Below are 25,183 nucleotides of genomic sequence, written 5' to 3' on the forward strand. Positions count from 1 at the left end.
GCGGGTGCGGGCGGCTGTTAGGTTCGCGGACGTGACAACAAACGCGATGCGGGCAGTCGTCCACGAGGGCGTGGCGGGAGTCGGCGGGGTGCGGGTCGCGGAGGTTCCGGCACCGGTGCCCGGTCCGGGTGAAGTGCTGGTCCGGCTGAAGGCGGCCGGGCTGAACCACCGGGATCTGTTCATCGTGGACAGTCGCGGCCCGGCTGATCCCTGGGCCGTGCTGGGCTCGGACGGTGCCGGAGTGGTCGCCGCGGCGGGGGCGGACACCGCCGTCGAGGTTGGTACCGAGGTCGTCATCAACCCGTCCCTCGACTGGGCCGAGCCGGACGTGGTCCCGGAAGTCCCCGCCATTCTCGGAGTGCCGACGAACGGCACGCTGGCCGAATACGTCGTCGTCCCGGCGGGCAATGTCGTGCCGAAGCCCGAACACCTGAGCTGGACCGAAGCCGCCGCACTCCCGTTGGCTGCGCTCACCGCGTACCGGGCGCTGTTCACTCGCGGCGGGCTGACCGCAGGGGAACACGTGCTGCTGCCGGGCATCGGCAGCGGAGTCGCGACGTTCGCCCTCGCCATGGCGAAAGCTGCGGGCGCGACGGTCAGCGTCACCTCCCGCAGCCCCGAAAAGCTCGCCAGGGCAACGGAACTGGGCGCCGACCGCGCGATCGGCAGCGGCGGCGACTGGGCCGCCGAACTCGGCGCACCGGTGGACCTGGTCGTGGACAGCATCGGTTCGGCGACCTTCGACGCCTGCCTCTCCGTCCTCCGCTCCGGCGGCCGGATGGTGACGCTCGGCGCGACCACCGGCCCGGACGTCGAACTGTCGCTGCGCAATCTTTTCTTCCGGCAGATCAGCCTGCTGGGCACGTCGATGGGCAGCGCGCGGGAGTTCGCGCAGATGGTCGCGCTGGTCGCGGAACACCGCGTACGTCCGGTGGTGCACCACGTCTACGACCTGGCCGACGGTCCGCGTGCACTGGCCGATCTGGCGTCGGGGGACCAGTTCGGAAAGCTGGTGGTCGCGATCGGCTGACCTCGGCCGTTTTTGTCGGTGCCTCGTGGTGAACTGTGGGCACGAACCAAGGGAGGGGAACCCTGATGAGCAAGCGCTGGAATCCCGAAACGATCGCGGGCCCGGTCGGCCGCTACAGCCACCTCGCGCAGATTCCTGCTGATCACGAACTGGTCGTGGTGGCCGGGCAGATCGGCGCACGACCGGACGGCACACTCGCCGGGCCGGACGCGGAAGCACAGACGCGCGAGGCGCTGGCGAACATCGAACGCGTGCTCGCCGCGGCAGGTGCCGGGCCGGAGCATCTGGTGAAGATTTTCAGCATGGTCGCCGGCACCGAGCACCTGCCCGGTTTCCGCGCCGCGACGGGGGACGTGTTCAGCCGCTGGTTCCCGGAGAGCGACTGGCCGACACAGTCGCTGATCGTGGTGTCCGCGCTCGCGAAACCGGAGCTGGCCGTGGAAATCGAGGCGATGGCCGCGGTGCCCCGATGACCGTCACGCTCGGGCCGCTGCGAATCGATGCGGTCACCGAACTGGACCACTGGCCCTTCGCCCCCGCGGAACTGTTCCCGGCTGTCACGCCCGAACAACTGGGGGACCACCGCGGCGACCTCGACCTGTCGATCACCACGTACTTGGTGCGCACGCCGGACCAGACGGTGCTTTTCGACGCCGGGAACGGCAACGCGAAGGAACGCCCAGTCCTGCTGGCACACCACCAGTTCGACACGCCGTACTTGGACCGCCTGGCCGCGACGGGCGTCATGCCGGAGGACGTCGACGTCGTCATCGCGACCCACCTGCACCCAGACCACTGCGGCGGCTTCACTCAACTGGTCGACGGTTCGTGGGACCCGACTTTCCCACGCGCCCGGTACCTGATCGCGGCCGACGAATACGCCTGGCTGCAAGAGGTGCACGCCGCGGCCCCCGAAGGCGGGGTGGCAGCCGACCTGGCGAGGACATTCGAAGACAGCGTCCTCCCGGTGGTGGAGGCAGGCCTGGTCGAATTGATCGACCTCCCATACGAGGTAACAGATGGCATCACCCTGCGTTCCCTGCCCGGGCACACCACCGCCCACCTGATCGCCGAACTCAGCGGCGGCGGTCAGCACGCGCTGGTGAGCGGAGATGTGCTGCACCACCCGTTCCAGTTCTCGGACCTGACACTGGCCCAAGGCGGCGACGTAGACCCAGTCGCTGCCGCGGAGTCCCGACGGACGCTGTGCGAACTGGCCGTCGAACGAGACGCCCTTCTCCTGCCCGCGCATTTCGGGCCCGGACGAATCGACCGCGCCAGCGACGGTTTCCGCTACCACCCTGCCCCGTTAGGAGTCGCCTGAGTCTCTGCTCGCGGGGCCGTGTCGATTCGACGCCGCCCCGTTCGACGCATAGGCATGACTGACTACGAACCGACCTCGACCCGCAACCTCGACCGCTACGGGAACGCCCCGCTGCCGTGGAGCCGCGCCCGCGACGTCCTGGTCGCCGACACCCCGACCGCCGACCTGACGTTCTTCGTCGCGACCGTCCGCCCAGACGGCCGCCCCCACTCGGCGGGCGTGGGCGCGGTCTGGGTGGACGACGCCCTGTACTTCGTCGGCGGCCCGGGCACGCGCCGCTCGCGGAACCTCGCGGCCAACCCGGCGTGCAGCATCTCGGTACGCCTGCGCGGCCTGGACCTGGTCCTCGAGGGCGACGCCCACCGCGTGGTGGACACCGACACCGTGGCGCACCTAGCCGAGGTCTACCGCTCCGGCGGCTGGCCAGCGACGGCGTCCGGGGATGCTCTGACGGCACCCTTCAGCGCTCCGAGCGCAGGCCCGCCGCCGTGGCACCTGTACCGGCTCACCCTGCGCCGCGCGGTGGGAGTCGCTTCGGAGGAACCACACGGAGCGACGTGCTGGGAGTTCGCCGGAGCTTGAGCCCGCGGCCCGATCCCGCGGCGGGTGTCGTCGGCGGAGCTGTCTACCGGGAGTTCGCGGGCGCCGACGGGCGTCTGCCGGACGACGAGCCGTCGCCGACTTGGTTGCTGCCGTGTGCGGGGAACCTGTCTGACGGCGAGGCTGACACAGTCCGCGCGCGAGACCGCGGTGGCGTTGGCCGGTCCCGTGCGCGGCGAGTCTGCCGGGTGCCGAGAGCCGCGTGCGGGGAGTCTGCGGGACACGGAAGCGCGCCGCGGCAGGCGGGCTGTGGCCGCGTGCGCGTGACGATGAGTCTGTCGTGACGGTGATGGCGGCTGCCGCGTGCGAAGTGGCCGTGGCGGGGCGGGTTGCCGTGGCGTGCGGGTGGCGGCGAGTCTGTCGTGGCGGCGATGGCGGCTGTCGCGTGCGGAGTCTGCCGGGTCGGGAGGTTGGCCGTGGCGGGGTGAGTTGCCGTGGCGTGCGGGTGGCGGCGAGTCTGTCGTGGCGGCGATGGCGGCTGTCGCGTGCGGAGTGCGCCGGGCCGGGAGGTTGGCCATGGCGGGGTGAGCTGCCGTCGCGCGCGGGTGGCCGCGAGTCTGTCGTGGCGGTGATGGCTGTTGCCGCGTGCGGAAGCCTGCCAGGCGAGGGACTTCGCGCTAGCGGGTGAGCCGCCGTCGTGTGTGCGGGGAAGTGCGCGTGGCGGCGATGGCTGCCGCGGCGTGCGGAAGTCTGCCGGGCTGAGAGCTTCGCGGTGCCGGGTGCGGGTGAGCGCGCGAGACGGCGCATCCGTCGCGGCGACGCTGGCTGCGGCCCCCAACCGATCACCCCCGCCCGTCCGGCCCTTCCCAGTCCAGCAGCAACTCCCGCAGCCCGGCGTTCATCCGCTCCTGCTCCGCGCGCGGCAGAACCCCCAGCAACCGTGCCTCCGTCTGCGTTTTCATCCCGAACACCTCCTGCGCCCGCGCCAGCCCCTCGTCGGTGAGGCTCACCAGGATCTGCCGTCGGTCGGCCTGGTCGATGTCGCGGCGGACCCAGCCTTTGCGTTCGAGTCCGGCGACGCGTTTGGTGACTCCGCCGGACGTCAGGCGCATGCTGTCCAGCAGCTGCCCGGCCGAAAGCCGATACGGGGGACCGGCTCGTTTGAGGGCGCCCAGCAGTTCCACTTCCCACAGGCCGACCCCGAAGGCGTCGAATTCGCGGCGCAGTTCCGTTTCCAGCAGCCGGGCGGCGCGCAGCAGGCGGAAGCTCAGCGCCTTGCTGACCCGGTCTTCCTCGCGCACGCCGGTGATCTGCGCCATGACTCCGTCGACGTGGTCCCGCTCCGCTGGCATGGGCGAGTATTCTAACACCAGTAATTATCTTACCGGTCTCGAATCAGGACGGTCCGTGCACGCTTCGCCTTCATCCGAGCCCGATCCGCAGCGCTGGCGCGCCTTGTGGGTGTGCCTCATCGCGGGGTTCATGACGCTGCTCGACGTCAGCATCGTCAACGTCGCGCTGCCCTCGATGGAGCACGGGATCGGCGCGACGCCCGCGGACGTCTCGTGGGTCGTGTCCGGCTACGCGCTCACGTTCGGGCTCGCGCTGGTGCCGTCGGGGCGGCTCGGCGACGACTACGGGCGCCGCCGGATGTTCCTGCTCGGGCTGGCGTTGTTCGTGGCGACCAGCGTGCTCTGCGGGGCCGCGCCGAACGCGACCTGGCTCGTCGTCGCGCGGCTGGGGCAGGGCGTCGCGGGCGGGTTGCTGAACCCGCAGATCATCGGACTGATGCAGCAGCTGTTCTCCGGCCGCGAGCGGGGCAAGGCGTTCGGCGCGTTCGGGGCGACGGTCGGGCTTTCCACCGCGATCGGGCCGGTGCTCGGCGGGTTGCTGATCCAGGGCATCGGCGTCGACCAGGGGTGGCGCTGGGTCTTCTACGTCAACCTGCCGATCGGGATTCTCGCGATCCTGTTCGGGCTGCGCCTGCTGCCCAAGGACGCGCGCAGCGGCCGGAAACGGACGCCGGACCTGGTCGGCAGCGTGCTGCTCGGCGTGGCGGTCGTGCTGGTGATGCTGCCGCTGATCGAGGAAGAGGAACAGGCGGCCGCGCCGCGCTGGTGGCTGATGGGCGTCGCGGCCGGGCTGCTCGTGCTGTTCGTGCTGTGGGAGCGCTGGCTCGGCAACCGCGGCAAGCAGCCGCTGGTGAACCTGAAGCTGCTGACCGTGCGCAGCTACTCGATGGGTTCCGCGCTCGGCATGGTCTATTTCGCCGGATTCACCGGGATTTTCCTGGTCCTGACGCTCTTCTTCCAGCAGGGCCTCGGCTACACGGCACTGCAGGCCGGCTCGGCGATGCTCGCGTTCGCGATCGGTTCGGCGATCTCGCCGACCATCGGCGGGCGGCTCGTGCACCGGTTCGGCAGGCCGATGGTCGTGCTCGGCACGCTGCTCGTGGCGATCGGGCTCGCCGCGACCGCGTGGCTCGTCCGCGACTACTCCGGCGCGAACACCGCGTTCGTGCTGGCCGGGCCGTTGTTCGTCGGCGGGTTCGGCAGCGGGCTGGTGATTTCGCCGAACTCGACGCTCGCCCTGGAAGAAGTCCCGCCCGCGGAAGGCGGCACCGCGGCCGGCGTCCTGCAGACCGGTCAGCGGATCGGTTCCGCGGTCGGCACCGCGCTCGGCGGGTCGCTGTTCTTCGGCGAGCTCGGGCGTTCGCACGGGGACTACCACTCCGCGACCGCGCTCGGGCTGATCGGGTCGACCGCGCTGGTCGGGCTCGCGTTGCTGTTCGGCGTCGTGGACATCCTGCTGTCGCGGACGCGCAAACGCCGCAGCACAACGCAAAGCGCGCCGCCCGCGGCGATTTCGGGTGCGGTGAGCGGCCTCGCGCCTGCGGAAACCGCGGCTGTTTCGTTGACGTCTCTAGAGACCCACGAAGTACGCCGCACCACTACCGGCGCGGACAACACGTTCGCGCTCGACGCTCCGGCGGGCTCGTATCTGCTGCTGGTCCAGGCGGGCGGCCGGGAGCCGGTGGCTCGCCATGTCCAGGTGGGCGCCGAGCCGGTGCGCGAGAACTTCGAACTGGCGCGGTCGGTCCGGCTCACCGGCACTGTCCACGCGGTCCGGGGTCCGTTCCCGGGCGCGCAGGTCGCGGTGCTGGACGCGAAGGGCCAGGTCCAGCGCGTCACGGTGACAGACGAGGCGGGCCACTACACCGTCGAGGACCTGTTCCCCGGCGAGTACACCGTCGTCGTGACCGGATATCAGCCGGTCGCGGAACCGGTGCAGCTGACGACCGGGGGCCCGGCCCGCTTCGACCCGTTGCTGCGCTTGGTTTCCGCGGACAAGGCTTAGTCGGAGACGAGCGCGAGCACCGCCAAGGCCTGGTCTCGCATCGCGACGTCCAAGAACGTCCCGTCGGCGAGTGCGATCGCGCCCACCCCGGCCTGAGTGGCACCGTCCATTCGGGACAGCACCTCCCGCGCCCGCGCGACCTCCTCCGCCGTCGGCAGGAAAGCCGCGCGGATCGTCGGCAGCTGCATCGGGTGGATCGCCGTGCGGCCGCGGAAGCCGAGCGCGCGCCCGGCCCGGCAGCTTTCCGCCAGGCCGTCGAGGTCGCGGACGTTCGCGTACACCGACATCGCCGGCGGGCGCAGCCGCGCGGCGCGGGCGGCATTCACGATCCGGCTGCGCGCCCAGGTGAGCCCGGCTTCGTCGGCGATCCGCAGGTCGGACCGCAGATCCGCCTCGCCGAGGCCGAGCGACGCCGTCTGCGGGGAAGCGACCGCGATCTCCAACGCCCGCTCCACCCCGAGCGCCGATTCGATCAGCGGGTGCAACTCCCGCCCCGGCAAGGCATCGGCGTGCGACCGGACGTCGAGCGAACTCTCGACCTTCGGCAGTCGCGCGCCCACCCACGTCGGCAGCGCGGCGACCGCGGTCACGTCCGCTGCGTGCCACGGCGTGTCCGGGTGGTTGATCCGCACCTGCACCGGTCGCGACGCGGGCACCTCGGCCAACAGCCGCATCGCGTTGTCCCGTGCGGCGTCCTTCTGCGCGGGAGCGACGGCGTCTTCGAGGTCGACCAGCACGACGTCGGCGTCCGAGGCGAGGGCTTTGGCGACGCGGTCGGGTCGGTCGGCGGGGACGTATAGCAGGGTCAGCGCGGGCGTCATACCGCTCCCTCCGCCCGAAGCTCGGCGATCCGCGACGCCGTGAAGCCCAGCGAACCGAGCACCTCGTCGGTGTCCGCGCCGTGCGGACGTCCGGTGAAGCCGATGACGCCGTCGTTGTCCGACAACCGGAACAGCGGCCCCTGCATCAACGTCGTGCCCAGTTCCGGGTCCTCGATCTCGTGGATCGTGCCCAGCGTGCGGAACTGCGGATCCGCGACGATGTCGGCCGCGTCGTAGATCGGCGCGACCGCCGCCTGCGCCTCCTCGAAGGCCGCCACGACCTCGTCCCGCGTGTGCTGCGCGATCCAGCCGCCGACAGCCTCGTCCAGCACATCCGCGTGCGCCGCCCGGTCCGCGCCGGTCGCGAACCACGGCTCGTCCGCGAGTTCCGGACGGCCGACCAGCCGCATCACGCGTTCCGCGATCGACTGCGCCGACGTCGACACCGCCACCCATTGCCCGTCGCTCGTGCGGTAGGTGTTGCGCGGCGCGTTGTTCGTGGAGCGGTTGCCGGTGCGCGGCTGGACCGTGCCGAGCTGGTCCCATCGCGTGATCTGCGGTCCGAGCATGGCGAGAATCGGCTCGATGATCGCGACGTCCACGACCTGGCCGCGACCGCCGGCAGTTCGCCCGGCGAGCGCGACCATGATCGCGTACGCGGTGGCCAGCGACGCGACCCCGTCGGCGAGCCCGAACGGCGGCAGCGTCGGCGGCCCGTCCGGTTCGCCGGTGGCCGCGGCGAATCCGCTCATTGCCTCGGCGAGCGTGCCGAAACCGGGACGCGGCGAGTACGGCCCGAACTGGCCGAAACCGGTCACCCGCGCGAGAACCAGCCCGGGGTTGCGCGCGGACAGCTCCTCGTAGCCGAGCCCCCAGCGTTCGAGCGTGCCCGGCCGGAAGTTCTCGATCACCACGTCCGCGGTCTCGGCGAGCGCCAGGAACACCCCGCGCCCGCCGTCGCTGCTCAGGTTCGCCGTGACGGTTCGCTTGTTGCGCCCCACCGTCTTCCACCACAGGTTGACGTCGCCCTTGGCCACCCCGTGCGTGCGCGACGGGTCCGGTCGCGACGGATGCTCGACCTTGATCACCTCGGCGCCCATGTCGCCGAGGTGCATCGCGGCCATCGGACCGGCGAACAACGTCGACGCGTCGACCACCCGCAACCCGGCCAGCGCCCCGGCGGACGCCTCCCTCGACACGGTCATCGCGTCACGTCCCACGCACAGCGGAAGCCGACCGTCGCGCCGCGCGCCAGCCCGAACCCGGGCAGCAGCAGCTTCACGCTGTAGTCCGGCGCGTGCCGTCCGCCCTCGACATACCACTCGGAACCCTCGGCGCGGTAATCGCTGCCGCCCTTGAGCATCACGAACCGGGTCCTCCCGTCGGAGTGTTCGCTTTCGGTCCAGTTCCACACCGCGGGCGTGCCGCGCCGCAGCCCGCCGGTCTCCCCGGCGAGCTGCCATTCGTCCTCGGTCGGCAACCGGCCGCCGCGCCACGCGCAGTACGCCCGTGCGTCGTCGAGGTCCACAAAGGTCACCGGCTCGTCCGGGGCGAGCGGACGGCCGTCGGCCCAGTGCGCGAGGAACCGATGCGGCTCGACCGGCTGATACCCGGTAGCGGCAAGGAATTCCGCGAAATCGCCGTTCGTCACCTCGGCAGCGGCGACCGCGACCGGCGACGCCAGCGAACCGTCGCGTTGCAGCGTCCGGGCGTCGTGCAGCCGAGGCGGCAGCGGCTTCCACTCGTCCACATACGGCGCGCCCTGGTACATCCCGGTCTCGCGGCCGCGGTACCGGACCGTCAGCGCGTAGGGCCCGGCAGGCACCACGACCGCGTCGTCGTCGGGCGTGCCGTTCGTCGGCTGCGGCCGGACCCGCGTCGCGAGCCGATGCGGGAAACGCGCGTGCGGATCGTGGGGGAGCGTCGCCACCTGAGACAGCCACGACGGCTCCGCCGCGCCATCGGTGACCCGCAGCAACGCCGAAATCCCGCGCGCGGGCACACGTCCGTCGGCGAACAGATCGATCACCGGACCGTCCACAACGGACCCGAGATAGTCCGAGTCAGAGCGGTTCACGACCGTCCACAGTGTCCAGTCGCCGAGTTCCCAGCGCGACGCGTAAACCCCGGCGGCTTCGGCCTCGGGCGTCAGCGGCGCCAACGGCGTCCACTCGCCCTCGCGCAGCAGCTCACCCGCCGCACGCTGCACAGACACCATCCGGCGCACCGTCGCCGCGTCTCGCTGCGACCAGCCGACCCACACGCCGAACACGACTTCCCACACCATCACGCCGACGCCGTTCAGCCACGCCGACTGCAGCTCCTCGGTGTGGTCGCGGTGCCATCGCCGCACGTGGTGCTGCATGTGCCGCCGCTCGTACCAGTGCGAACGCAGCACGCCCGGCACCGGCGAATCGGCGAAGAACTGCGCCCACGACGCCGAATGATCCTCGATCCGCTCGACCGGCAGCTTCGATTCGCCCTCCAGCACGACCCCAGGCCGCGCGCGTTCGAGCTGCTCGACCAGCGCGGGGTCAGCCTTCTTCAAGGTGTCCAGGAAGACGCCGTCCGCGCCGAAATCGGCCAGCACCGCGGACAGCTCCGCGGCGTCGTCCTCGCCGCGGCGCGTGCCGATGTCCCACGGGTTGTAGTCCACGAACACCCGCATGCCTGCCGAGCGGAACACCTCGACCAGTTCGCGGAGACCGGGCACGTCGCGGTAGAAGTCCCACTGGTTGCGGTCATCGAGACCGATCACCGGGTACGCGTGCCACAGCACGACCGCGTCGAGGCCGCCGAACCGCTGGTGCGCGTCGGCGAGGAACCGCTCCGGCGTGAATCGGTGCTCCTCGAACGAATACAGCAACTCGTCCCACAGCCATACCTGCGCGACCGTGTGGCATCCGGCGGCCCACGCGGCTTCCGGCCGGTCGTAGGCGCGGCCGTGGTAGCTGTGCCGCTCGTGCGCGTCGGCACGCCACTGCCGCAGCCGAGCCCGCCATTCCGGCCGGTCGGCGGGATCCGCCGGGCCGACGAAGATCTTGGCCTCGTCCAGCGCCGCGAGCTGCTCGGGGGACAGCGGCGCCCCGAGCGGGACCTCGGTCGGCTGGTCGATCGGGCGCGGGACGAGCGGGTCGAACACGTAGGTCATCGGGCGTTTCCTCCGGCCGCGAACTCGGCGACCTCTGCGACGGTCGGGACAGCGGATTGCGCGCCGGGCCGGGTGACGGCGAGCGCCGCGGCGGCCCCGGCGCGTTCGGCGGCTTCGCGGAGCGGACGCCCCTCGGCGAGCGCCGCCGCGAGCACGCCGCAGAACGTGTCCCCGGCACCGGTGGTGTCCACCGGAGACACTCGGAAGCCAGGCAGGTGCACGATGTCCTGCTCAGCGACAACACAACCGGTCGCGCCGAGCGTGATCACCACGGCGGGTGCGCGCTGCTGCAGAATCCGGGCCAATTCCTCCGGCGCACCGGACGCACCCGCCAGGTCGGCCGCCTCGTGCTCGTTGACGATCAGCACGTCGAGGTCGAGATCCGGCAGAGTCCGCGACGGTGCCGCGTTGAGCACCATCCGGGCGCCAGCCCGCCGGGCCGCGGCGGCAGCGGTCACGGCTTCGAGCGGAATCTCCAGTTGCGCGAGCACGACGTCCGCCGCGGCGATCCGCTCCAGTTGCTCCCCGGCAAGCGAGAGCCGCGAGTTGGCCCCGGGCGCGACCACAATGGAGTTCTCGCCGTCCGGCGACACCATGATGAACGCGGTCCCGGTCGCACTGTCCACTCGCGACACCAGGTCCGTCCGCACCCCGGCGTCGGTCAGCGACGCCAGCAGAAAGTCCGCGCCGTCGTCCGGACCGAACGCGCCGAGGAACGTCGTCTCCGCGCCACCGGTGAGCGCCGCGGCGACTGCCTGATTGGCTCCCTTGCCACCCGGACTGCGCCGCAAATCGCCGCCGAGGACGGTCTCGCCCGCGCCCGGATGCCGCGGAACGTCGACCACCAGATCGACATTCGCGGACCCGACCACGACAACTCGCCCGGTCATCGCAGCACCCCGGCCGTCCGTGCCGCGAGGTCGGTGATCCGCTGCTCGCCGCCAGGCAACGACGTCGCGATCCGGTTGTCGAGCGGCTTCGTCCACTGCTCGCCGATCCCGTCGAGCCCCACCAGCGCACCCACCACGCCGCCGACCGTCGCGGCCGCGGAATCCGTGTCCCATCCAGCCGTGACAGCGAGCGAGATGCTCTGCCCGAAGTCGCCATCGCCGCGGGCCAGCGCGTACGCGATCACCGCCGCGTTGTTCAGCACGTGCACCCAATGCAGGTCGCCGTACCGGGCATGCAACCGATCCAGCCCGTCGTCGTAAGCCGCAGCCTCCCGCCCGAACCGCACCGCGTCAGCCAGCCGACTGTCCGGCGGCAGAACGGTTTCCGCCGCATCGAGGACGCTGTGGACGGAATCGCACACCATCGCCGCCGACGCGAGCGCAGCCGCCCACATCGCGCCGTAAATGCCGTTCCGGGTGTGGCTGAGCCGCGCGTCCGCCCACGCCAGCCGCGCGGCACCGCGGACGTCGCCGGGGGAGACCCAGCCGAAGACGTCGGTCCGGATCAACGCGCCGATCCACTCGCGGAACGGGTTGAGGTGCGTCGCGGTCTCCGGCACCGGTCGCGCGTCCAGCAGGTTCCGGTACGCGGCGCGCTCGGCGGTGAACACCCGTCCGGCCGGAAGCTGCTCCAACCAGAGCTGTGCGACGTCTTCCGTCGTGAACTCGCGGCCGTGCCGTTCCAGCAGCGTGAGCGCGAGGATCGGGTAGTTGAGGTCGTCGTCCTCCGGCATCCCGGAGATGTTCTCCTCCAGCGAAGTCGGCGCCGACCGGCGGTTCCACGGCCACCGCGCCCCGACGTCGTCCGGCAGGCCGACCGCGGTGAACCAGCGGTCCAGCGGCCAGCGTCCGGTCGCGCGCAGGATCTCCTCGATGCCCTCGCGCGGGATCTTCTCCACCGGCTTGCCGAGCAGGCAACCCGCCGCCCGGCCGGTCCACGCGCCGAGCGCGCGGTCCGCGACGGGGGCCGGGAGCACCGGCGCGGGCGGGAGCAGCGCGACGATCTCGTCCCATCCGTCGGGCTCGTACGGCGCGGGCGGGCAGGGGAGCGTGGCCAGTTCGTCCAGCAGCGTCCGGGCCAGCGCCCGCAACGCTGAGGGCGCCGGCCGCGGTCCTGCCCCGCTCACCGCGGGCACCGGATCACCGCCGGCGGCGATCCAGCGCTCCCGCACCGAGGTCACGTCCTTGCCCTCCACAGTGGACTGGACGAACTCGTGCGCGAGCAGGTCTTCGGGCTGCGCCCAGGTCAGCCTCATGCCGCGGCCAGCGCGTCGAGAGCGGCGAGCCGCGCCTGGACCCGCGCGCGGTCGGCTTTGACGATGTCCGTCGCGGCTGAAGCGAGGAGCCGCCCGGTCTCGCGCAGATCCATCTTGCTGGCCTCGCCGATCGGATCGATCCACTCGTCCGGCACCGAGGCCGCCCCGCCGAGACCGGCGCAGAGCGCACCTGCCATCGACGCGATCGAATCGGCGTCCCGGCCGTAGTTCACCGAAGCCAGCACCGCACCGCGGTAATCGCCCTGATGGCCCAGCACGAATCCCAGCGCGGCAGGCAATTCCTCGATCGCCTTGGTCCGCGACGGCCGCCGCGCGTCCATCGACATCTGCCGGTACTCCGGCCCGACCGAATCGAACGGCGCTACCACCTCGCGGATCTTCCGCGCGAGCGCACGCTCCTCGTCGTCGGTCTTCGGCGCGGCGTTCCACCCCTGGAAGGCGTCGACCACCGCCCGCATCGCCGCCAACGTCCCGTCGTGCGACACCGCGAGCGCAGCCTGCACGACGTCGTCGATCGAGGCACCCGGCGCGACCGAGGCGGCGACCATCGCGGCCAGCACCCCGGCGGCCTCCCGGCCGTAGCTCGACTGGTGCGGCGCGGTCAGGTCGATCGCCTCGGCGTACGCGGCCTGCGGATCGCCCGGGTTCACCACCCCGACCGGTGCGATGTACATCGCCGCACCGCAGTTCACGATGTTGCCGACGCCCGCCTCCCGCGGGTCCACATGCCCGTAATGCAGCTTCGCGACGATCCACTTCTCAGCGAGGAAAACCCGCTGCAGCAACAGCGCCGTCGACTCCAGCTCCGGCACCCAGCGCGGTTCGCCGATCATCAGCGGCACCAGGTCCTCGGCCATCGAGTACGCGTCGAGGTGCGCGCGGCGCTTCGCGTACACCTCCACGATCGCGCGGGTCATCAAGGTGTCGTCGGTGATGTGCCCGTCGCCCTTGTGATACGGCGCGATCGGGCGGGCGTCCCGCCAGTTCGGGTACCACGGCGGGACGATCCCGGTCACCCGGCCGCCGTGGCGCTCCTCGATCTGCTCGGGCGTCCACCCTTCGGTCGCGCCGCCGAGCGCGTCCCCCACTGCCGCGCCGGTGATCACTGCCACCGCGCGGTCCTCCAGCCAGGTCACCGGCTTGTCCCTTCATTCCCCGGCACGGGCATGCGGCCCGCACCTGTCGTGCGCGCCGGGACCGGAGCAAGCGCCCGGCCCCGGCGCGGCGGTCACTTGCCGACGCTCTTCCAGCCGTCCTTCAGCTGCTGCGCCAGCGTGTTCGCGTCGATCTGGTTCGCCAGGAAGCGCTGGTAGGCGGGCGTCGCGACGGTGTCCTTCCACTGCGCGTACTTGCCGGCGAACAGATACGGCGCCGAGGTCAGGTACTTGCCCGAGGCCAGGATGGTGCTCCAGCCCTTCTTGGCGCCGAGCTTCTTGTCCAGCGCTTCGCGAGCGGAGTTGCTCGCCGGGATCAGCGTGTCGGCCTCGTTGAGCGCGGCGAGGTTCTCGGTGCTGGTGAAGAAGTCCAGGAACTTCGCGGCCTGCTCGACGTGCTTCGAGTCCTTGTTGACCGACAGCGTCTGCGGGTTCGCTGCCTGCGCCGGTCCGGCCGGACCCGCGATGGGCGGCAGCGCGACCCAGTCGAGGTCCTTCGGCGCGTCCTTCTCGATGTTCGCCGCCTGGTAGGAGCCCTGCACGGTCATCGCGACCTGGCCCGCGTAGAACGGGGCCAGCGCCTTGCCTCCGGACTGGGTCAGCGTCACCGGCAGGATCGAGTGGTCGGTCGCGTTCATGTCGTGCACGAGCTGCGGCAGCGCCATTTCGCCCTGGCCGACAGTGATCTGAGCCTGGTCGCCGGTGCCCTCGAAGTACTTGCCGCCGAACGCCGGTGCCATCGCCACGAACGTCGCGGTCGGGCTCGACAGGCCCCAGCCCAGGCCGTACTTGCCGTCCTTCGTGGCGGTCTTGGCCATCTGGCGCAGCTGGTCCCAGGTCATCGTCTCGCCGGTCGGGAGCTGCGCGCCGGACTGCTCCAGCAGCTTCTTGTTCGCGAAGACCACATAGGACTGCAGCTCGGTCGGGTAGGCGACGACCTTGCCGTCGACCGTCACCGAGTCGAGCACGCCCTTCGGGATGTCCGCGCGCTTCTGCTCGGACAGGTAGGGGGAGAGGTCGGCGAGGTAGCCGTCGGTCGCGAACGGGCCGATCCCGGCCGCCTCGTAGTGCACGATGTCCGGCGCGGTGCCCGCGTTGAACTGGGTGATCAGCTTGTCGTAGGCGCTGTCCCAGCCGGCCTGGACGACCTTCACCTGCGTGTCCGGATGCGCCTGGTTCCACGCCCCGACGATCTTGTTCGTGGCGGCGATCGCGGCGGGCTGGTCCGACAGGGACTGGAACGTGAGGGTGACCGGGCCGCCGTCCTCGCTGTCCCCGCCGCTGCCGCCGCACGCGGCGGCGAGCAGGCTGGTGAGGGCGAGGCTGGCGGCGACTGCCGCGCGTCGTGTCTTCATCGACCGACCTTTCGAACTGTTTCCGATGGGGTTGGGGCTCATCCCTTCACCGCCCCGGCCATGAGGCCGCCGGTGAGCCGCTTCCGCAGCAGGCTGAAGAAGGCGATGCTCGGGATCGCCGCGAGCACCGCGCCCGCGGCCAGCGGACCGAGGGCGACCTTGCCCTCGCCGCCGATGAACATGGTCAGCGTGATCGGCAGCGTGTAGTTCTCCGGCGTCTGCAGCAGCACCAGCGCGAAGAAGAACTCGTTCCACGACGACACGAAGCTGAACATCGCCGTCGCGACCACGCCGGGGGCCAGCAGCGGGAACACGATGGTGCGCAGCACGGTGAACCGGTTCGCGCCGTCCATCGCCCCGGCCTCCTCGAGTTCCACCGGGATCGCCGCGACATAGCCCTGCAGCATCCACAGCGCGAACGGGAGGATGTAGGTGGTGTGCACGAGCGTCAGCCCGACGAGGCTGTCGGCGAGGCCGAGCGTCCGCAGCACGAGGAACAGCGGCAGGATCACCAGCACCACCGGGAACACCTGGCTGACCAGGATCCAGGTGACGCCCGCGACGCGCAGCTTGCCCTTGAGCCGGGCCAGCACGTAGGCCGCGGGCACCGAGATCAGGATCGCGAGCACGGTGCTGGCCAGCGCGACCAGCAGGCTGTTGAACGCCGAATGCAGCAGGCCCTGGCGGGAGAGCGCCTCGCCGTAGTTGTCCCAATGCCATTCGCTCGGGATCAGGTTGACCGACAGCGAGTTCAGCTCCGCCGACGACTTCACCGACGCGGAAATCAGCCACAGCAGCGGAAAACCGAGGAACAGCAGGTACAGCACGAGAGCCAGGTACTGCGCGGGGCGCACGGACCAGCGCATGGATCACCGCCCCCTTTCCGGGCGGTCGCCGCGGAACTGCGACCGCAGGTAGATCGCGAGCAGCGCGACGACCACGATCACGAGGACCAGCCCCATCGCGGCGGCGTAGCCGATTTCGCGGTTCTTGAACGCTTCGAGGTAAACGAACAGCATCGGGACCATGGTTTTTCCGCCCGGGCCGCCCGCGGTGAGCACGTAAACGAGCGAGAAGGAATTGAAATTCCAGATAAAATTGAGGGAAGTGATCGAACTGACGATCGGGCGCATGCTCGGCCAGGTCACCGCGGTGAACCGCCGCCACGCCCCGGCTCCGTCCACCGCTGCCGCCTCGTGCAGTTCAGCCGGGATCTGTTGCAGGCCAGCGAGAAGCGTCACGGTGGTCTGCGGCATGCCGACCCAGACGCCGACCACGATCACCGCGGGCAGCGCGGTGTTGAAATCGCCGAGCCAGTTGATTCCGTCCGGCAATCCGATGCTGCCGAGGAACGCGTTGAGCGGACCGCCGTTGGCCGAGTAAATCATTTGCCACATGATCGCGACGACCACCGGCGGCATTGCCCACGGAATGAGCGCGAGCACCCGCGTGAGGCCCTGGAGTTTGAGACCGGAATTGAGCAGCAGCGCGAGACCCATCGCGGCGGCCAGTTGCAGGACGGTCACCCCGACCGTCCAAATCAGACCGATCCGGAGCGAGTCCCAGAACAGCGAGTTCCCGCCGAGACGGACGAAGTTGTCGATCCCGGCGAAGCCGAAGTCCGGATGCCGCACCAGGCGGGTGTCGGTGAAGGCGAGCACGATGCCGATCACCAGCGGGGCCACCGACAGCACCAGGATCGGGATCAGCGACGGCATGACCAGCGCGATCGCCTCGCGCCGGCGGGTGCGCGCCTGAGTGGTCTTCTTCGGGCGCGGCGGGGGAGCGGGGGCGACCCGCGGCTGCGTCGCGGTGGTCATTCTGCGTCCTCCGCGGTCTGGTCCGGAGTGGATTCCCGAGTGGACTCCCGGACGAACAGCTCGGTCCCGACCGAGATCTGCTGCGCCGGAGCCTCGGCGTCGTCGGTGAGCCCGAGCATGAGCCGAGCGGCGGCGCGCCCGCGCTCGGCCGAACCGAGGGACACGCTGGTCAGCCGGGGCAGGAAAACCTGCCCGAGCTCGGTGTCGTCCATCCCGGTGACGGCGACGTCGCGCGGGATGCTGAGCCCGAGTTCGTGGGCGGCGCGGATGGCTCCGATGGCGAGCAGGTCGTTGGCGGCGACGATGGCGTCCGGCCGTTGTGGACGGTCGAGCAGCTTCCGCGCCGCCTCGATCCCCGCTGCGACGGTGAAATCGGCGGCGACCTCGACGTCCGTCTGCGCGGCGAAGTCCTTTGCGGACACTGCCTCGTCGAATCCGCGCTGGCGCGAAGAGCCCGGCGTGGTGTCGAGCGGCCCGTTGAGGAACCCGATCCGGCGGCGGCCCAGCGAAACCACGTGCTGCACCGCCGCGCCGATCCCGGCCGCGGAATCGGTGGAGACCGAACTGATCCCGCGGTCGCTCATCGCCCGGCCGATCACCACGACCGGCACCGGGGCCCGGCCGATCTGCTCGATCAGCTCGTCGTCGGTGCGCAGCGGGATCACGATCATCCCGTCGACGAACCCGCCGTGCAGGCTGTGCATGAGCTCGGCGGTCGACGCCGCGGTGTCCCCGGTGGACATCACCACGACCCGGTACCCGTGCGGCGCCAGGACCTCGTGGATGCCGCGCATGATCTCGACGTAGACCGGGTTGCCGATGTCCGCCACCGCGAACGCGATCTGCGACGTCTTCTTCAGCCGCAACGACCGCCCGATCGCGTCCGCGCTGTACCCGAGCTCCGCCGCGGCGGCCCGCACGCGCTCGACCATCGCCTTGCTCGCGCCGGACCCGTGCAGCGCGCGCGAGGTCGAAGCCAGCGACACGCCGGCGCGCTCGGCCACCTGGATCAGCGTGGCTCGGGTTGACGTCATCGTCCCTCCCAGTCGGACACAGCAACAGCGGCGGAAACCGCTGTTGGAAACGTTTCCAAGCTACGCTCTGGATGGTTTGGAAACGTTTCCAAGCGGTGGCGGAATCATGTCACCCGGATGGCTGACGTGTCAACGGAGCTGCCGCGGGGGCCGGGGATCCGTGACGTCAGCGTGATGTGCGGCGGCGCGACGATCGGCCGCGGCTCCGCGCGGAACGAACTCGGCTGCGGACTGCGGGATTTCCTCGGCCAGTTCGGGTTGTTCGCCTTGCTGGTCGCCGACGAGACCCGCGTTTGCTCCGGTTTAGACCGATCGCCAGTCGGCGCGGACGACGTCCGCCGCTGAGGGAGCGTTCTCCGGATCGGTCAGCCACTGCAGCGCGGTCCCGACGAGCAGCGAGTAGTAGTGCGCGCCGATCGCGTGGACGTCCTTCGGGTCGGCGTCCGGTCCGAGATCGCCGAAGGCCTTCGCGAGCGAGACGCGCGCCTGTTGCTGGCCGTCCGCGTTGATCTTCCGGATCGTTTCGTCGTGTTGGAGGTAGCTGATGCTCTCGAAGTTCACGAACCACAGTTCGCGGTGCTCCTGGATGGACTCGATGATCCGCGCCCAGCGCCGCTCCGGCCCGGCTTTCTCGTCGTCCGGATCGGAGAGGACGGCGAACAGCAGCTCGCCCCACTCCGCGTTGAGGTCCTGCAGCGCCTGCGTGAGCAGCTGTTCTTTCGACCCGAAGTGGTAGTTGATCGACGCCTGGTTCGCTCCGGAGGCGGCGACGAGGTCGCGCACCGTAGTGCGCGCGTAACCGGCCTTGAGGAGGCATTCCCGGGCGGCGGTGATCAGGTTCTCGCGGTGTCCCACGCGTGCTACCGTATCAGGTAAACGTTCGTTTTAAACGAGCGTTCATAACTCTGGGAGGACTCGAGATGACCGCACCCGCGATCCGCACCCGGCGGCTGCGCTGCCGCTTCGACGGCGAAGGCGGCCCGGTCGACGCACTGCGGGGCGTGGACCTGGACGTTCCGCGCGGTGCTTTCGCCGCGATCATGGGCCCGTCGGGCTCAGGGAAAACCACGTTGCTGCACTGCGCGGCCGGTCTGCGCACCCCGACCGAGGGGACCGTCGAACTGGACGGCACGGATCTGTCCACTTTGGATGAACCACGGCTGGCGGAACTGCGCCGTCAGCGGATCGGTTTCGTGTTCCAGCAGTTCAACCTGCTGCCCGCGCTGACCGCGGAGGAGAACATCGAACTGCCGCTGCGGTTGGACGGCCGTGCTCCGGACCCGCGGCGCACTGCGGCGTTGCTGGCACAGGTCGGCCTCGCGCAGCGCGGGGGACACCGGCCGGGACAGCTTTCCGGCGGTCAGCAGCAACGGGTGGCCGTGGCCCGGGCGCTGGTGACGGACCCGGAGGTGGTGTTCGCCGACGAACCGACCGGCGCGCTGGACATCCGCAGCGCGCGGGAAGTGCTGGGCCTGCTGCGGCATCTGGCGGACCGGGGGCAGACGATCGTGATGGTGACGCACGACCCGGTGGCCGCGTCTTATGCCGACGCGGTCCTGTTCCTGGCCGACGGCCTGGTGGTCGACCAGCTGGCCCGGCCCACCGCGGCGGCGGTGGCGAACCGGATGGCGGTGCTGGTCGAGTCCGCGGAGCGAGCCGCGAATGCCGTGAGTGCTCGGTGATCCGGCGCGAATGTCCGGTGACCACAGCAAGATCGAAGGGGGATTGACATGCTGAGACTGGCTCTACGGCTCTTCGGCCACCATCGGGCCGCCGCGGTGGCCACCGGTCTGGTCGCGCTCGTCGGGATGGCGCTCGTGGTCGCGATGACCGCCCTGCTCGGAACCGGCCTCTCCGGCGCCACCGCCGCTGCCGATCGGGGATTCCTCACCCAGTTCCCGCTGATCCTGGGCGGCTGGGTGGTGGCGATCGTCGTGTTCGCGATGGTGTCGACGATCGGCGTCACGCTCGCCGGGCGGTCCGGCGAGATCGGCGGATTGCGGCTGATCGGTGCGGCTCCGCGGCAGATCCGCGTGCTGGTTTCGATGGAAACCCTCGCGATCACCGCCGTGGCCGCGCTGCCCGGGCTGGGGCTCGGCTACCTGCTCGGGCTCCTGCTGCTGACCGGCGTGCGGTCGACCGGGCTCACCTCGCCGCGTACGTCGTACGCACCCGGCATCGGGCTGCCGTTGCTCGGTGTCGCGGTGGTGCTGCTGGCCGGAGTCCTCGCCGCGTGGATCGGCAGTCGCGGCCCGGCTCGGCGGAGCCCGGTGGAGGAAGCGTTGTCCGGCCCGCGCCGCGCCAGGTCGGCTCGGCTGCGGCGGATCTCCGCGATGGTGTTGCTGGCAGCGGGTTTCGGCTCGGCAAGCGCGGTGCTCGCCCTGCCTGCCGACAGCATCGCGACCACCGGCCTGACCGGTCCGGCCGTAGTGCTTTGCTCGATCGGGTTCGCGATTCTTGCCCCGGAACTGATCGCCGCGGCCAACCGGATCGTCGGCCGGCTTTCGCGCGGGGCGAAGAACGCCGAGGCGCACCTGGCGGGCGTGAACCTGCGCGCGGCTCCGGAACGCGCCCGTCCGATCGTCACTTTCCTGACCCTGCTGGTCGGCGTTTCCGCGGGCACGCTCGCCATGCAGGGCATCGAAAACCAGCACAGCGTCCCGGGCAGCACCGGCGAGGTGCTGGCGTCGATCAACTACCTGGTGGTCGTCCTGATTTCGCTCTTCATGGCGATCGCGCTGACCAACAACCTGGTGGCAGCGATCGGCGACCGGCGGACGGAGTTCGCGACGCTGTCGCTGATCGGCTCGACCGTCCGGCAGGTCCGCGGCATGCTCCTGCGCGAAACCGCCGCCGCGGCCGCGCTGGCGATCTTCGTCGCGGTCGTGGGTTCGGTGCTGTGCGTGCTGCCGTTCTCGATCGTCAAGACGGGCGGTCCGGCGGCCGCGTTCAGCGTCTGGCCGTTCCTGGCGAGCGCGGTGTTCGGGGGAGGAGTGGTGCTGCTGGTGACGGCTTTGGCCGGGGCACGGGTGATTCGCGCCGCAGCGGTCGCTGGGTAGCCGGTCGCTTGCGATACTCGGGGCATGATCTTGATCGTCCTCAAAGCACAGATCCGTCCCGAGAAGCGAGCCGAGTGGCTGGAAGGCATCGAGCGCTACACCGCGAACGTGCGGAGCGAACCGGGCAACGTCTCGTTCGACTACTACCAGAACGGCGGCGACGAGAACGAGTTCGTCATGGTCGAGGTCTTCGCCGACAGCGCCGCCGGGGACGCGCACGTCGCGACCAAGCACGCGCAGGAGTTCTTCCCGTTCATGTCGACGGTCGTCGCGAAGAAGCCCGAGATCAACTACCAGAACCTCGACGGTGCGGCCTGGTCGGAAATGGCCGAGGTCACGCCGGTCGACTAGCCGGACGGCCGATCGCGGTGGCCAGCAGGTCGCCGCGATCGGCCATTTACTCCACAGTGGACACTTCGGGCAGACTCAGCTGCGGCGTTCCACCCGCTGCGACTGCTCGACGATCTGATTCAGTGCCGCGATGTGCGCACGCAGCGCCTGGTGCCCGGAACCGCTGAGGTTGAGCCAAGTTCGCGGACGTTTGCCCACGTACCCCTTTTTGACTTCGACGTATCCGGCGTTGGCCAGGTTCGCGATCTGCTTGGACAGCGCGGAATCCGACAGCCCGGCCGAGTCGCGGACCCAGCTGAACTCCGCCCACTCGGTCCCGGACAGCAACGCCGCGATGGACAGCCGGGTGGGGTCGAGCAGGAGCGGATCCAGATCAGGCATGGCCATGCGGCGCGCCTCCCGAACGGCTGCGCCGGATCAGCGCGGCCAACCCTCGCCGCAAGTGCTGTCCGAACCCGATCAGCGCGATCGCCAGTACTGCGCCCAGGATTGTGTTCCCGTAAGGGATCTGTATGTGCAGCAGCGCCAGCGCGACGGCCGCCGCCACGCACACGAGGACGAAGACGAGCGCGATGGCGAACCTCGGCCGGATCGCGGACTTGTCCACTCGCACGCGGTGACCCAGCACCGCCGCACCTCGGCGGGTGCGCAGCATCAGCACGTAGCCCACGACGAGCACGGCCAGGACGAGGCCCTTCCACTCGGCTGCGCTGGGCAGGAAGTCCGCCGAAGCCAGATACAGGAAGACGACGAGCGCGAAGACGACGTCCACCCACTTCGCGCCGTGCAGTTCGTCCAGTGCCTGGTCCCTGCGGTGGTCGACGTCCCGCAACGCGCGGGCCGCCTCTTCCGGGGAGGGTTGCTCAGCCATGGCCGCCTCCTTGTCTGTCCGAGAGTACTTGCTTGAGGAGAAAGTACCCCGTCACTTTCCTCTTAGGCAAGTACTGGCTTGGCGGGGAACAGCGTTGGGCTGGCGCGGTTCGCCGTGGGGGGCGGCTGCGGCTGATGGGGTGCGCGCGGTCCCGGACCGGCAGCGGGAAGGCGGCCGCCAGGCTCGACCTGGCGAGTGTTGGAGGTGCTGCGAAAAGCGGCGGTGGGAACTGGCGGCTGCCAGGTTCGACCTGGCAAGTGCTGGACGCGCCTGGGGAAGCGCGGCTCATCTCGGCGGCGGGAACGGGCGGCCGCTGGGCTCGCGCGTGTTGGAGGTGCTGCGAAAACGGCGGTGGGAACTGGCGGCCGCCGGGCTCGACCTGGCGAGTGCTGGACGCACCGGGGAAAGCGCGGCTCATCCCGGCGGCGGAAACGGGCGGCCGCCGGGTTCGCGCGTGTTGGAGGTGCGGCGAAAGCGCGGCTCATCCCGGCAGCGGGAACGGGCGGCCGCCAGGCTCGCGAGTGCTGGACGCGCGGCGAAAAGCGCGGCGCATCCCGTCGCGAGTCAGCCTCCGCGCCGAGTCGACCCCCGAAGTCGCAGTTCCGGAGTCAGGAACACCGGCCCCGCAGGCGTTTCGGCACCCGACAACCGCGCCAGCATCAGGTCGACCGCGCGTTCGGCCAAAGCTTCGTGCGTCAGGTCCATCGCGGTGATCGGCGGGGTGCTCGTGCGGGCGTGTTCGCTGTCGGTCAGTGCGGCGAGCAGCAGATCGTCCGGGATGCGCAGGCCCTGTGCGACCGCGGCGTCGGCGATGAGCGGGGCGAAATCGCTGGTCGCGACCACGATCGCGTCCGGCCGGTCCGGGCCGGACAGCAAGGGCTGCACCAGTTCGGGCACGTCTCCGGGAGTCAAGCCCTCGCTGAGCAAGGCGGTCCGCGGCGGCAGTGCGCGCCGTTTGCACCACGCGAGATAGGTTTCGCGCGGCCGCCGGTTCCAGGCGTTGTCCTCGGTCCCGGACAGCAGCAGCACGTCGCGCGCGCCCTGGTCGTAGAGGTGGTCCAGCAGCGCCTCGACCACCGGTGGGTAGTCCAGCCGCACCGCCCACGGCAGGTCCGGCTGTTCCGGATCCTCCTCGACGGTCACCACCGGCAGGCCGCGGCCGAGCAGTTCGGCGAGCGCGGTGTCGCGGCCGTAGGGGTGGGCCACGATGCAGCCGTCCATCGGCACGCTCGCCACCGCCGGGTCGTGCAGGTCGGGGACGTGGATCAGGCCGGTCTTGTGCCGCAGCATCTCGGTCGCGATCGACCCGACGAGCCGGTTGAACGTCTCGGCGCGGTCGGGCGTGCCGGCCACCGCGTAGCGCGGCCGCAGGATGAGCCCGACCAGCCCGGACCGGCCGGTGCGGAGCGAGCGCGCGTTCGGGTTCGGGTCGTAGCCCAGCTCCGCCGCGGCCTCGCGCACCCGCGCCTTGGTCGCCGCGGAAATGGGCCTGCGCCCGGAAAGCGCGTGCGAAACCGTGCTGATCGAAACCCCGGCGCGCTCGGCGACCTCCCGGATCGTCACCGGCCGTTTGCCGCCCTCGGTCTCCACCGTCGTTCCCCTTCGCGCTGCCTCCGGACGGCCCAGTATCGCCCACCGGCCGGCCCAGGAGGTCTTGACACCGCACCGGCGCGCGGGTTTGATGCCGCGAAAGCTCATCAAAACGTTTTGATGATGATAGGAGGCGCCATGGCCGCCCCGCACGAGCCCGCCCCGCCCACCGCTGCCGCGCCGACCGTCGGCGACGTCTGCACCGGGATGGGGCTGACCCGACGGCATTGGCTCGCCGGATCGGTGCTGTTCTTCGCGTTCGTCGTCGAGGCCTGGGAACAGGTCGGGCTGGTCTACGTCTCGAACGGGATCGCGGGCGAATTCGGCGTGGACAACACGAAACTGGGCTGGGCCCTGTCCGCGGTCGCGTTCGGCATGGTGCCCGGCGCGTTGCTGTGGGGAGGGCTGATCGACCGGCTCGGCCGCCGCCGCGTGACGGTCGCGAGCCTGCTGATCTACGCGGTCCTCGCGCTGGCCGCGGGACTTTCGCCGGCGTTCTGGCCGTTCGTCGTGCTGCGATTCCTGTCCGGCGTCGCGTTCGGCGGGGTTTACGCGGTCACGTTCCCGTACTTCCTCGAACTGCTGCCGACCGCTCGCCGCGGCCAAGGCGCGGTCGCGCTCAGCATCGGGTTTCCGATCGGTACGCTGCTGTGCATCGGCGTGAGCCAGTCGCTCGGCACGATCAGCTGGCGTGCGGTCGCCGTTGTCGCCGCGCTGGCCGGGCTGTGGGCGTTCGCCGTGCTGCGCTGGGTGCCCGAATCGCCGTACTGGCTCGCGCGGCGCGGGCGGCACGCGGAGGCCGCCGCGGTCTTGCGTGGTCTCGGTGCGGGAATCCCCGCCGACACAAGGTTTTCCGTCGAGGACGCCGACCGCAAGGCGGGCGCGGTGCGCAACCTGTTCCGTTCGCCGGTGCGCCGCCGGTTCCTGCCGATGCTGCTCACGTCGTTCACCTTCAGCTGGGGTTATTGGGGTTTGCAGACCTGGCTGCCGGTCCTGCTGCAGAACCGCGGGCTGAGCGTGTCCGGCGCGCTGTGGTTCGTCGCGGTGACGCAGGTGGTGTCCGTGCCCGGCTACCTGCTCGCCGCGTGGCTGACCCGACGGCACGGGCGCAAGCGGATCTTCCTGCTGTTCGCGCTGGCCTCGGCGATCGGCGGCGTGCTGTTCGGCCTCGCCACCGGTTCCACGCAGCTGTACGCGGGCAACCTGATCCTCGCGTTCTTCTCGCTCGGCGCCTGGGGCATCTGGAACACCTGGTCGGCCGAGGTGCTGCCGACCGGGCTGCGCGGCGTCGGCTACTCCTGGTCCACCTCGGCGATCCTGCTGGCGAACACCGTTTCGGTGCCGGTGATCGGCGCGATGATGGACCACGGGGTGGCGTCGTCGCTGACCGTCGCGTCGATCGTCGCCTTCCTCGTCGTCGCGCTGCTCGCTGTCCTTCCGCTGCCCGAGACCGAGGGTCGCGCGCTCACCTGATTTCCCTTATCCGACAAGGAGTTCCC

25 protein-coding genes are annotated in these 25,183 nt (G+C 70.6%); 10 read left to right on the plus strand and 15 right to left on the minus strand.

Going from position 1 to position 25,183, the window contains the following annotated elements; translation table 11 throughout:
* Positions 1 to 31 precede the first annotated feature (31 nt).
* The 4 genes from DMP23_RS14665 to DMP23_RS14680 all read left to right on the plus strand — a co-directional run bounded on the left by DMP23_RS14665 (position 32) and on the right by DMP23_RS14680 (position 2,936).
* Entirely contained in the window at positions 32 to 1,030 is a 999-nt protein-coding gene (locus DMP23_RS14665) for a zinc-binding dehydrogenase (RefSeq protein WP_337821340.1), read from the plus strand.
* Between the two features lie 65 nt (positions 1,031 to 1,095).
* Positions 1,096 to 1,503, plus strand: a complete 408-nt coding sequence (locus tag DMP23_RS14670; RefSeq protein WP_337821341.1) for a RidA family protein — start codon at positions 1,096 to 1,098, stop codon at positions 1,501 to 1,503.
* Positions 1,500 to 2,354 (plus strand): MBL fold metallo-hydrolase, encoded by an 855-nt coding sequence (locus DMP23_RS14675; protein WP_337821342.1) that lies wholly within the window; start codon positions 1,500 to 1,502, stop codon positions 2,352 to 2,354. Before DMP23_RS14670 ends, DMP23_RS14675 begins: the two co-directional genes overlap by 4 nt.
* A gap of 54 nt (positions 2,355 to 2,408) precedes the next feature.
* A complete protein-coding gene (locus DMP23_RS14680; RefSeq protein ID WP_337821343.1) occupies positions 2,409 to 2,936 on the plus strand; it encodes a pyridoxamine 5'-phosphate oxidase family protein in 528 nt (175 codons plus the stop codon).
* An 800-nt stretch (positions 2,937 to 3,736) separates the two neighbouring features.
* Here DMP23_RS14680 and DMP23_RS14685 read toward each other — a convergent pair.
* The gene (locus DMP23_RS14685) at positions 3,737 to 4,246 is read right to left on the minus strand and encodes a MarR family winged helix-turn-helix transcriptional regulator (protein ID WP_337821344.1); all 510 of its coding nucleotides are present in this window, start codon (positions 4,244 to 4,246) and stop codon (positions 3,737 to 3,739) included.
* A gap of 55 nt (positions 4,247 to 4,301) precedes the next feature.
* Here DMP23_RS14685 and DMP23_RS14690 point away from each other — a divergent pair, with 55 nt between their 5' ends.
* Positions 4,302 to 6,251, plus strand: a complete 1,950-nt coding sequence (locus DMP23_RS14690; protein ID WP_337821345.1) for an MFS transporter — start codon at positions 4,302 to 4,304, stop codon at positions 6,249 to 6,251.
* Here the strand turns inward: DMP23_RS14690 and DMP23_RS14695 are convergent.
* The 10 genes from DMP23_RS14695 to DMP23_RS14740 all read right to left on the minus strand — a co-directional run bounded on the left by DMP23_RS14695 (position 6,248) and on the right by DMP23_RS14740 (position 17,813).
* The gene (locus DMP23_RS14695; RefSeq protein WP_337821346.1) at positions 6,248 to 7,072 is read right to left on the minus strand and encodes an HpcH/HpaI aldolase/citrate lyase family protein; all 825 of its coding nucleotides are present in this window, start codon (positions 7,070 to 7,072) and stop codon (positions 6,248 to 6,250) included. The two genes, DMP23_RS14690 and DMP23_RS14695, sit on opposite strands and share 4 nt — an antisense overlap.
* Entirely contained in the window at positions 7,069 to 8,277 is a 1,209-nt protein-coding gene (locus tag DMP23_RS14700) for a CaiB/BaiF CoA transferase family protein (protein WP_337821347.1), read from the minus strand. The genes DMP23_RS14695 and DMP23_RS14700 overlap by 4 nt, the downstream gene beginning before the upstream one ends.
* Positions 8,274 to 10,223 carry an SUMF1/EgtB/PvdO family nonheme iron enzyme gene (locus tag DMP23_RS14705; RefSeq protein ID WP_337821348.1) on the minus strand — a complete coding sequence of 650 codons (1,950 nt, stop codon included), beginning with the start codon at positions 10,221 to 10,223 and terminating at the stop codon, positions 8,274 to 8,276. The genes DMP23_RS14700 and DMP23_RS14705 overlap by 4 nt, the downstream gene beginning before the upstream one ends.
* Positions 10,220 to 11,113 carry a ribokinase gene (locus DMP23_RS14710; RefSeq protein WP_337821349.1) on the minus strand — a complete coding sequence of 298 codons (894 nt, stop codon included), beginning with the start codon at positions 11,111 to 11,113 and terminating at the stop codon, positions 10,220 to 10,222. Before DMP23_RS14710 ends, DMP23_RS14705 begins: the two co-directional genes overlap by 4 nt.
* The gene (locus DMP23_RS14715; protein WP_337821350.1) at positions 11,110 to 12,429 is read right to left on the minus strand and encodes an ADP-ribosylglycohydrolase family protein; all 1,320 of its coding nucleotides are present in this window, start codon (positions 12,427 to 12,429) and stop codon (positions 11,110 to 11,112) included. Before DMP23_RS14715 ends, DMP23_RS14710 begins: the two co-directional genes overlap by 4 nt.
* Positions 12,426 to 13,586 carry an ADP-ribosylglycohydrolase family protein gene (locus DMP23_RS14720; protein WP_043828766.1) on the minus strand — a complete coding sequence of 387 codons (1,161 nt, stop codon included), beginning with the start codon at positions 13,584 to 13,586 and terminating at the stop codon, positions 12,426 to 12,428. The genes DMP23_RS14715 and DMP23_RS14720 overlap by 4 nt, the downstream gene beginning before the upstream one ends.
* 92 nt (positions 13,587 to 13,678) lie before the next feature.
* Positions 13,679 to 14,959: an ABC transporter substrate-binding protein gene (locus tag DMP23_RS14725; RefSeq protein ID WP_337821351.1), complete on the minus strand. Its 1,281-nt coding sequence runs from the start codon at positions 14,957 to 14,959 to the stop codon at positions 13,679 to 13,681.
* A 38-nt stretch (positions 14,960 to 14,997) separates the two neighbouring features.
* Entirely contained in the window at positions 14,998 to 15,825 is an 828-nt protein-coding gene (locus tag DMP23_RS14730) for a carbohydrate ABC transporter permease (protein ID WP_037811494.1), read from the minus strand.
* A gap of 3 nt (positions 15,826 to 15,828) precedes the next feature.
* Positions 15,829 to 16,779, minus strand: coding sequence for a carbohydrate ABC transporter permease (locus tag DMP23_RS14735; protein ID WP_337821352.1), 951 nt, complete (start codon positions 16,777 to 16,779; stop codon positions 15,829 to 15,831).
* Positions 16,776 to 17,813 carry a LacI family DNA-binding transcriptional regulator gene (locus DMP23_RS14740; protein WP_134661720.1) on the minus strand — a complete coding sequence of 346 codons (1,038 nt, stop codon included), beginning with the start codon at positions 17,811 to 17,813 and terminating at the stop codon, positions 16,776 to 16,778. Before DMP23_RS14740 ends, DMP23_RS14735 begins: the two co-directional genes overlap by 4 nt.
* A gap of 117 nt (positions 17,814 to 17,930) precedes the next feature.
* Here DMP23_RS14740 and DMP23_RS14745 point away from each other — a divergent pair, with 117 nt between their 5' ends.
* Positions 17,931 to 18,158 (plus strand): hypothetical protein, encoded by a 228-nt coding sequence (locus tag DMP23_RS14745; RefSeq protein ID WP_337821353.1) that lies wholly within the window; start codon positions 17,931 to 17,933, stop codon positions 18,156 to 18,158.
* Here DMP23_RS14745 and DMP23_RS14750 read toward each other — a convergent pair.
* Positions 18,117 to 18,668, minus strand: a complete 552-nt coding sequence (locus DMP23_RS14750) for a TetR/AcrR family transcriptional regulator (RefSeq protein WP_337821354.1) — start codon at positions 18,666 to 18,668, stop codon at positions 18,117 to 18,119. The two genes, DMP23_RS14745 and DMP23_RS14750, sit on opposite strands and share 42 nt — an antisense overlap.
* A gap of 65 nt (positions 18,669 to 18,733) precedes the next feature.
* Between DMP23_RS14750 and DMP23_RS14755 the strand changes: the two genes are divergently transcribed.
* The 3 genes from DMP23_RS14755 to DMP23_RS14765 are packed head-to-tail and all read left to right on the plus strand — an operon-like array spanning position 18,734 to position 21,223.
* A complete protein-coding gene (locus DMP23_RS14755; RefSeq protein WP_337821355.1) occupies positions 18,734 to 19,495 on the plus strand; it encodes an ABC transporter ATP-binding protein in 762 nt (253 codons plus the stop codon).
* Positions 19,496 to 19,543: 48 nt separating this feature from the next.
* Positions 19,544 to 20,872: an ABC transporter permease gene (locus DMP23_RS14760; RefSeq protein WP_337821356.1), complete on the plus strand. Its 1,329-nt coding sequence runs from the start codon at positions 19,544 to 19,546 to the stop codon at positions 20,870 to 20,872.
* Positions 20,873 to 20,896: 24 nt separating this feature from the next.
* A complete protein-coding gene (locus DMP23_RS14765; RefSeq protein WP_337821357.1) occupies positions 20,897 to 21,223 on the plus strand; it encodes a putative quinol monooxygenase in 327 nt (108 codons plus the stop codon).
* Between the two features lie 75 nt (positions 21,224 to 21,298).
* Here the strand turns inward: DMP23_RS14765 and DMP23_RS14770 are convergent, their stop codons facing one another.
* The 3 genes from DMP23_RS14770 to DMP23_RS14780 form a co-directional block, all read right to left on the minus strand.
* Positions 21,299 to 21,610 carry a transcriptional regulator gene (locus DMP23_RS14770; RefSeq protein ID WP_238605833.1) on the minus strand — a complete coding sequence of 104 codons (312 nt, stop codon included), beginning with the start codon at positions 21,608 to 21,610 and terminating at the stop codon, positions 21,299 to 21,301.
* Positions 21,597 to 22,094: a hypothetical protein gene (locus DMP23_RS14775; protein WP_337821358.1), complete on the minus strand. Its 498-nt coding sequence runs from the start codon at positions 22,092 to 22,094 to the stop codon at positions 21,597 to 21,599. Before DMP23_RS14775 ends, DMP23_RS14770 begins: the two co-directional genes overlap by 14 nt.
* 564 nt (positions 22,095 to 22,658) lie before the next feature.
* Entirely contained in the window at positions 22,659 to 23,684 is a 1,026-nt protein-coding gene (locus DMP23_RS14780) for a LacI family DNA-binding transcriptional regulator (RefSeq protein ID WP_337821359.1), read from the minus strand.
* 138 nt (positions 23,685 to 23,822) lie between these two features.
* Between DMP23_RS14780 and DMP23_RS14785 the strand changes: the two genes are divergently transcribed.
* Positions 23,823 to 25,157 carry an MFS transporter gene (locus DMP23_RS14785; protein WP_337821360.1) on the plus strand — a complete coding sequence of 445 codons (1,335 nt, stop codon included), beginning with the start codon at positions 23,823 to 23,825 and terminating at the stop codon, positions 25,155 to 25,157.
* Positions 25,158 to 25,183: the final 26 nt, after the last annotated feature.

Origin of the sequence: Amycolatopsis sp. A1MSW2902, from assembly GCF_017312175.1 — a bacterium.
Taxonomy (GTDB): domain Bacteria; phylum Actinomycetota; class Actinomycetes; order Mycobacteriales; family Pseudonocardiaceae; genus Amycolatopsis; species Amycolatopsis nivea.

Coding starts and splice junctions, on each gene's coding strand:
- DMP23_RS14670 (WP_337821341.1), top strand. CDS start 1,096: ATGAGCAAGCGCTGGAATCCCGAAACGATCGCGGGCCCGGTCGGCCGC.
- DMP23_RS14675 (WP_337821342.1), top strand. CDS start 1,500: ATGACCGTCACGCTCGGGCCGCTGCGAATCGATGCGGTCACCGAACTG.
- DMP23_RS14680 (WP_337821343.1), top strand. CDS start 2,409: ATGACTGACTACGAACCGACCTCGACCCGCAACCTCGACCGCTACGGG.
- DMP23_RS14685 (WP_337821344.1), bottom strand. CDS start 4,246: ATGCCAGCGGAGCGGGACCACGTCGACGGAGTCATGGCGCAGATCACC.
- DMP23_RS14695 (WP_337821346.1), bottom strand. CDS start 7,072: ATGACGCCCGCGCTGACCCTGCTATACGTCCCCGCCGACCGACCCGAC.
- DMP23_RS14700 (WP_337821347.1), bottom strand. CDS start 8,277: ATGACCGTGTCGAGGGAGGCGTCCGCCGGGGCGCTGGCCGGGTTGCGG.
- DMP23_RS14705 (WP_337821348.1), bottom strand. CDS start 10,223: ATGACCTACGTGTTCGACCCGCTCGTCCCGCGCCCGATCGACCAGCCG.
- DMP23_RS14710 (WP_337821349.1), bottom strand. CDS start 11,113: ATGACCGGGCGAGTTGTCGTGGTCGGGTCCGCGAATGTCGATCTGGTG.
- DMP23_RS14715 (WP_337821350.1), bottom strand. CDS start 12,429: ATGAGGCTGACCTGGGCGCAGCCCGAAGACCTGCTCGCGCACGAGTTC.
- DMP23_RS14725 (WP_337821351.1), bottom strand. CDS start 14,959: ATGAAGACACGACGCGCGGCAGTCGCCGCCAGCCTCGCCCTCACCAGC.
- DMP23_RS14730 (WP_037811494.1), bottom strand. CDS start 15,825: ATGCGCTGGTCCGTGCGCCCCGCGCAGTACCTGGCTCTCGTGCTGTAC.
- DMP23_RS14735 (WP_337821352.1), bottom strand. CDS start 16,779: ATGACCACCGCGACGCAGCCGCGGGTCGCCCCCGCTCCCCCGCCGCGC.
- DMP23_RS14740 (WP_134661720.1), bottom strand. CDS start 17,813: ATGACGTCAACCCGAGCCACGCTGATCCAGGTGGCCGAGCGCGCCGGC.
- DMP23_RS14745 (WP_337821353.1), top strand. CDS start 17,931: ATGGCTGACGTGTCAACGGAGCTGCCGCGGGGGCCGGGGATCCGTGAC.
- DMP23_RS14755 (WP_337821355.1), top strand. CDS start 18,734: ATGACCGCACCCGCGATCCGCACCCGGCGGCTGCGCTGCCGCTTCGAC.
- DMP23_RS14760 (WP_337821356.1), top strand. CDS start 19,544: ATGCTGAGACTGGCTCTACGGCTCTTCGGCCACCATCGGGCCGCCGCG.
- DMP23_RS14765 (WP_337821357.1), top strand. CDS start 20,897: ATGATCTTGATCGTCCTCAAAGCACAGATCCGTCCCGAGAAGCGAGCC.
- DMP23_RS14770 (WP_238605833.1), bottom strand. CDS start 21,610: ATGGCCATGCCTGATCTGGATCCGCTCCTGCTCGACCCCACCCGGCTG.
- DMP23_RS14775 (WP_337821358.1), bottom strand. CDS start 22,094: ATGGCTGAGCAACCCTCCCCGGAAGAGGCGGCCCGCGCGTTGCGGGAC.
- DMP23_RS14785 (WP_337821360.1), top strand. CDS start 23,823: ATGGCCGCCCCGCACGAGCCCGCCCCGCCCACCGCTGCCGCGCCGACC.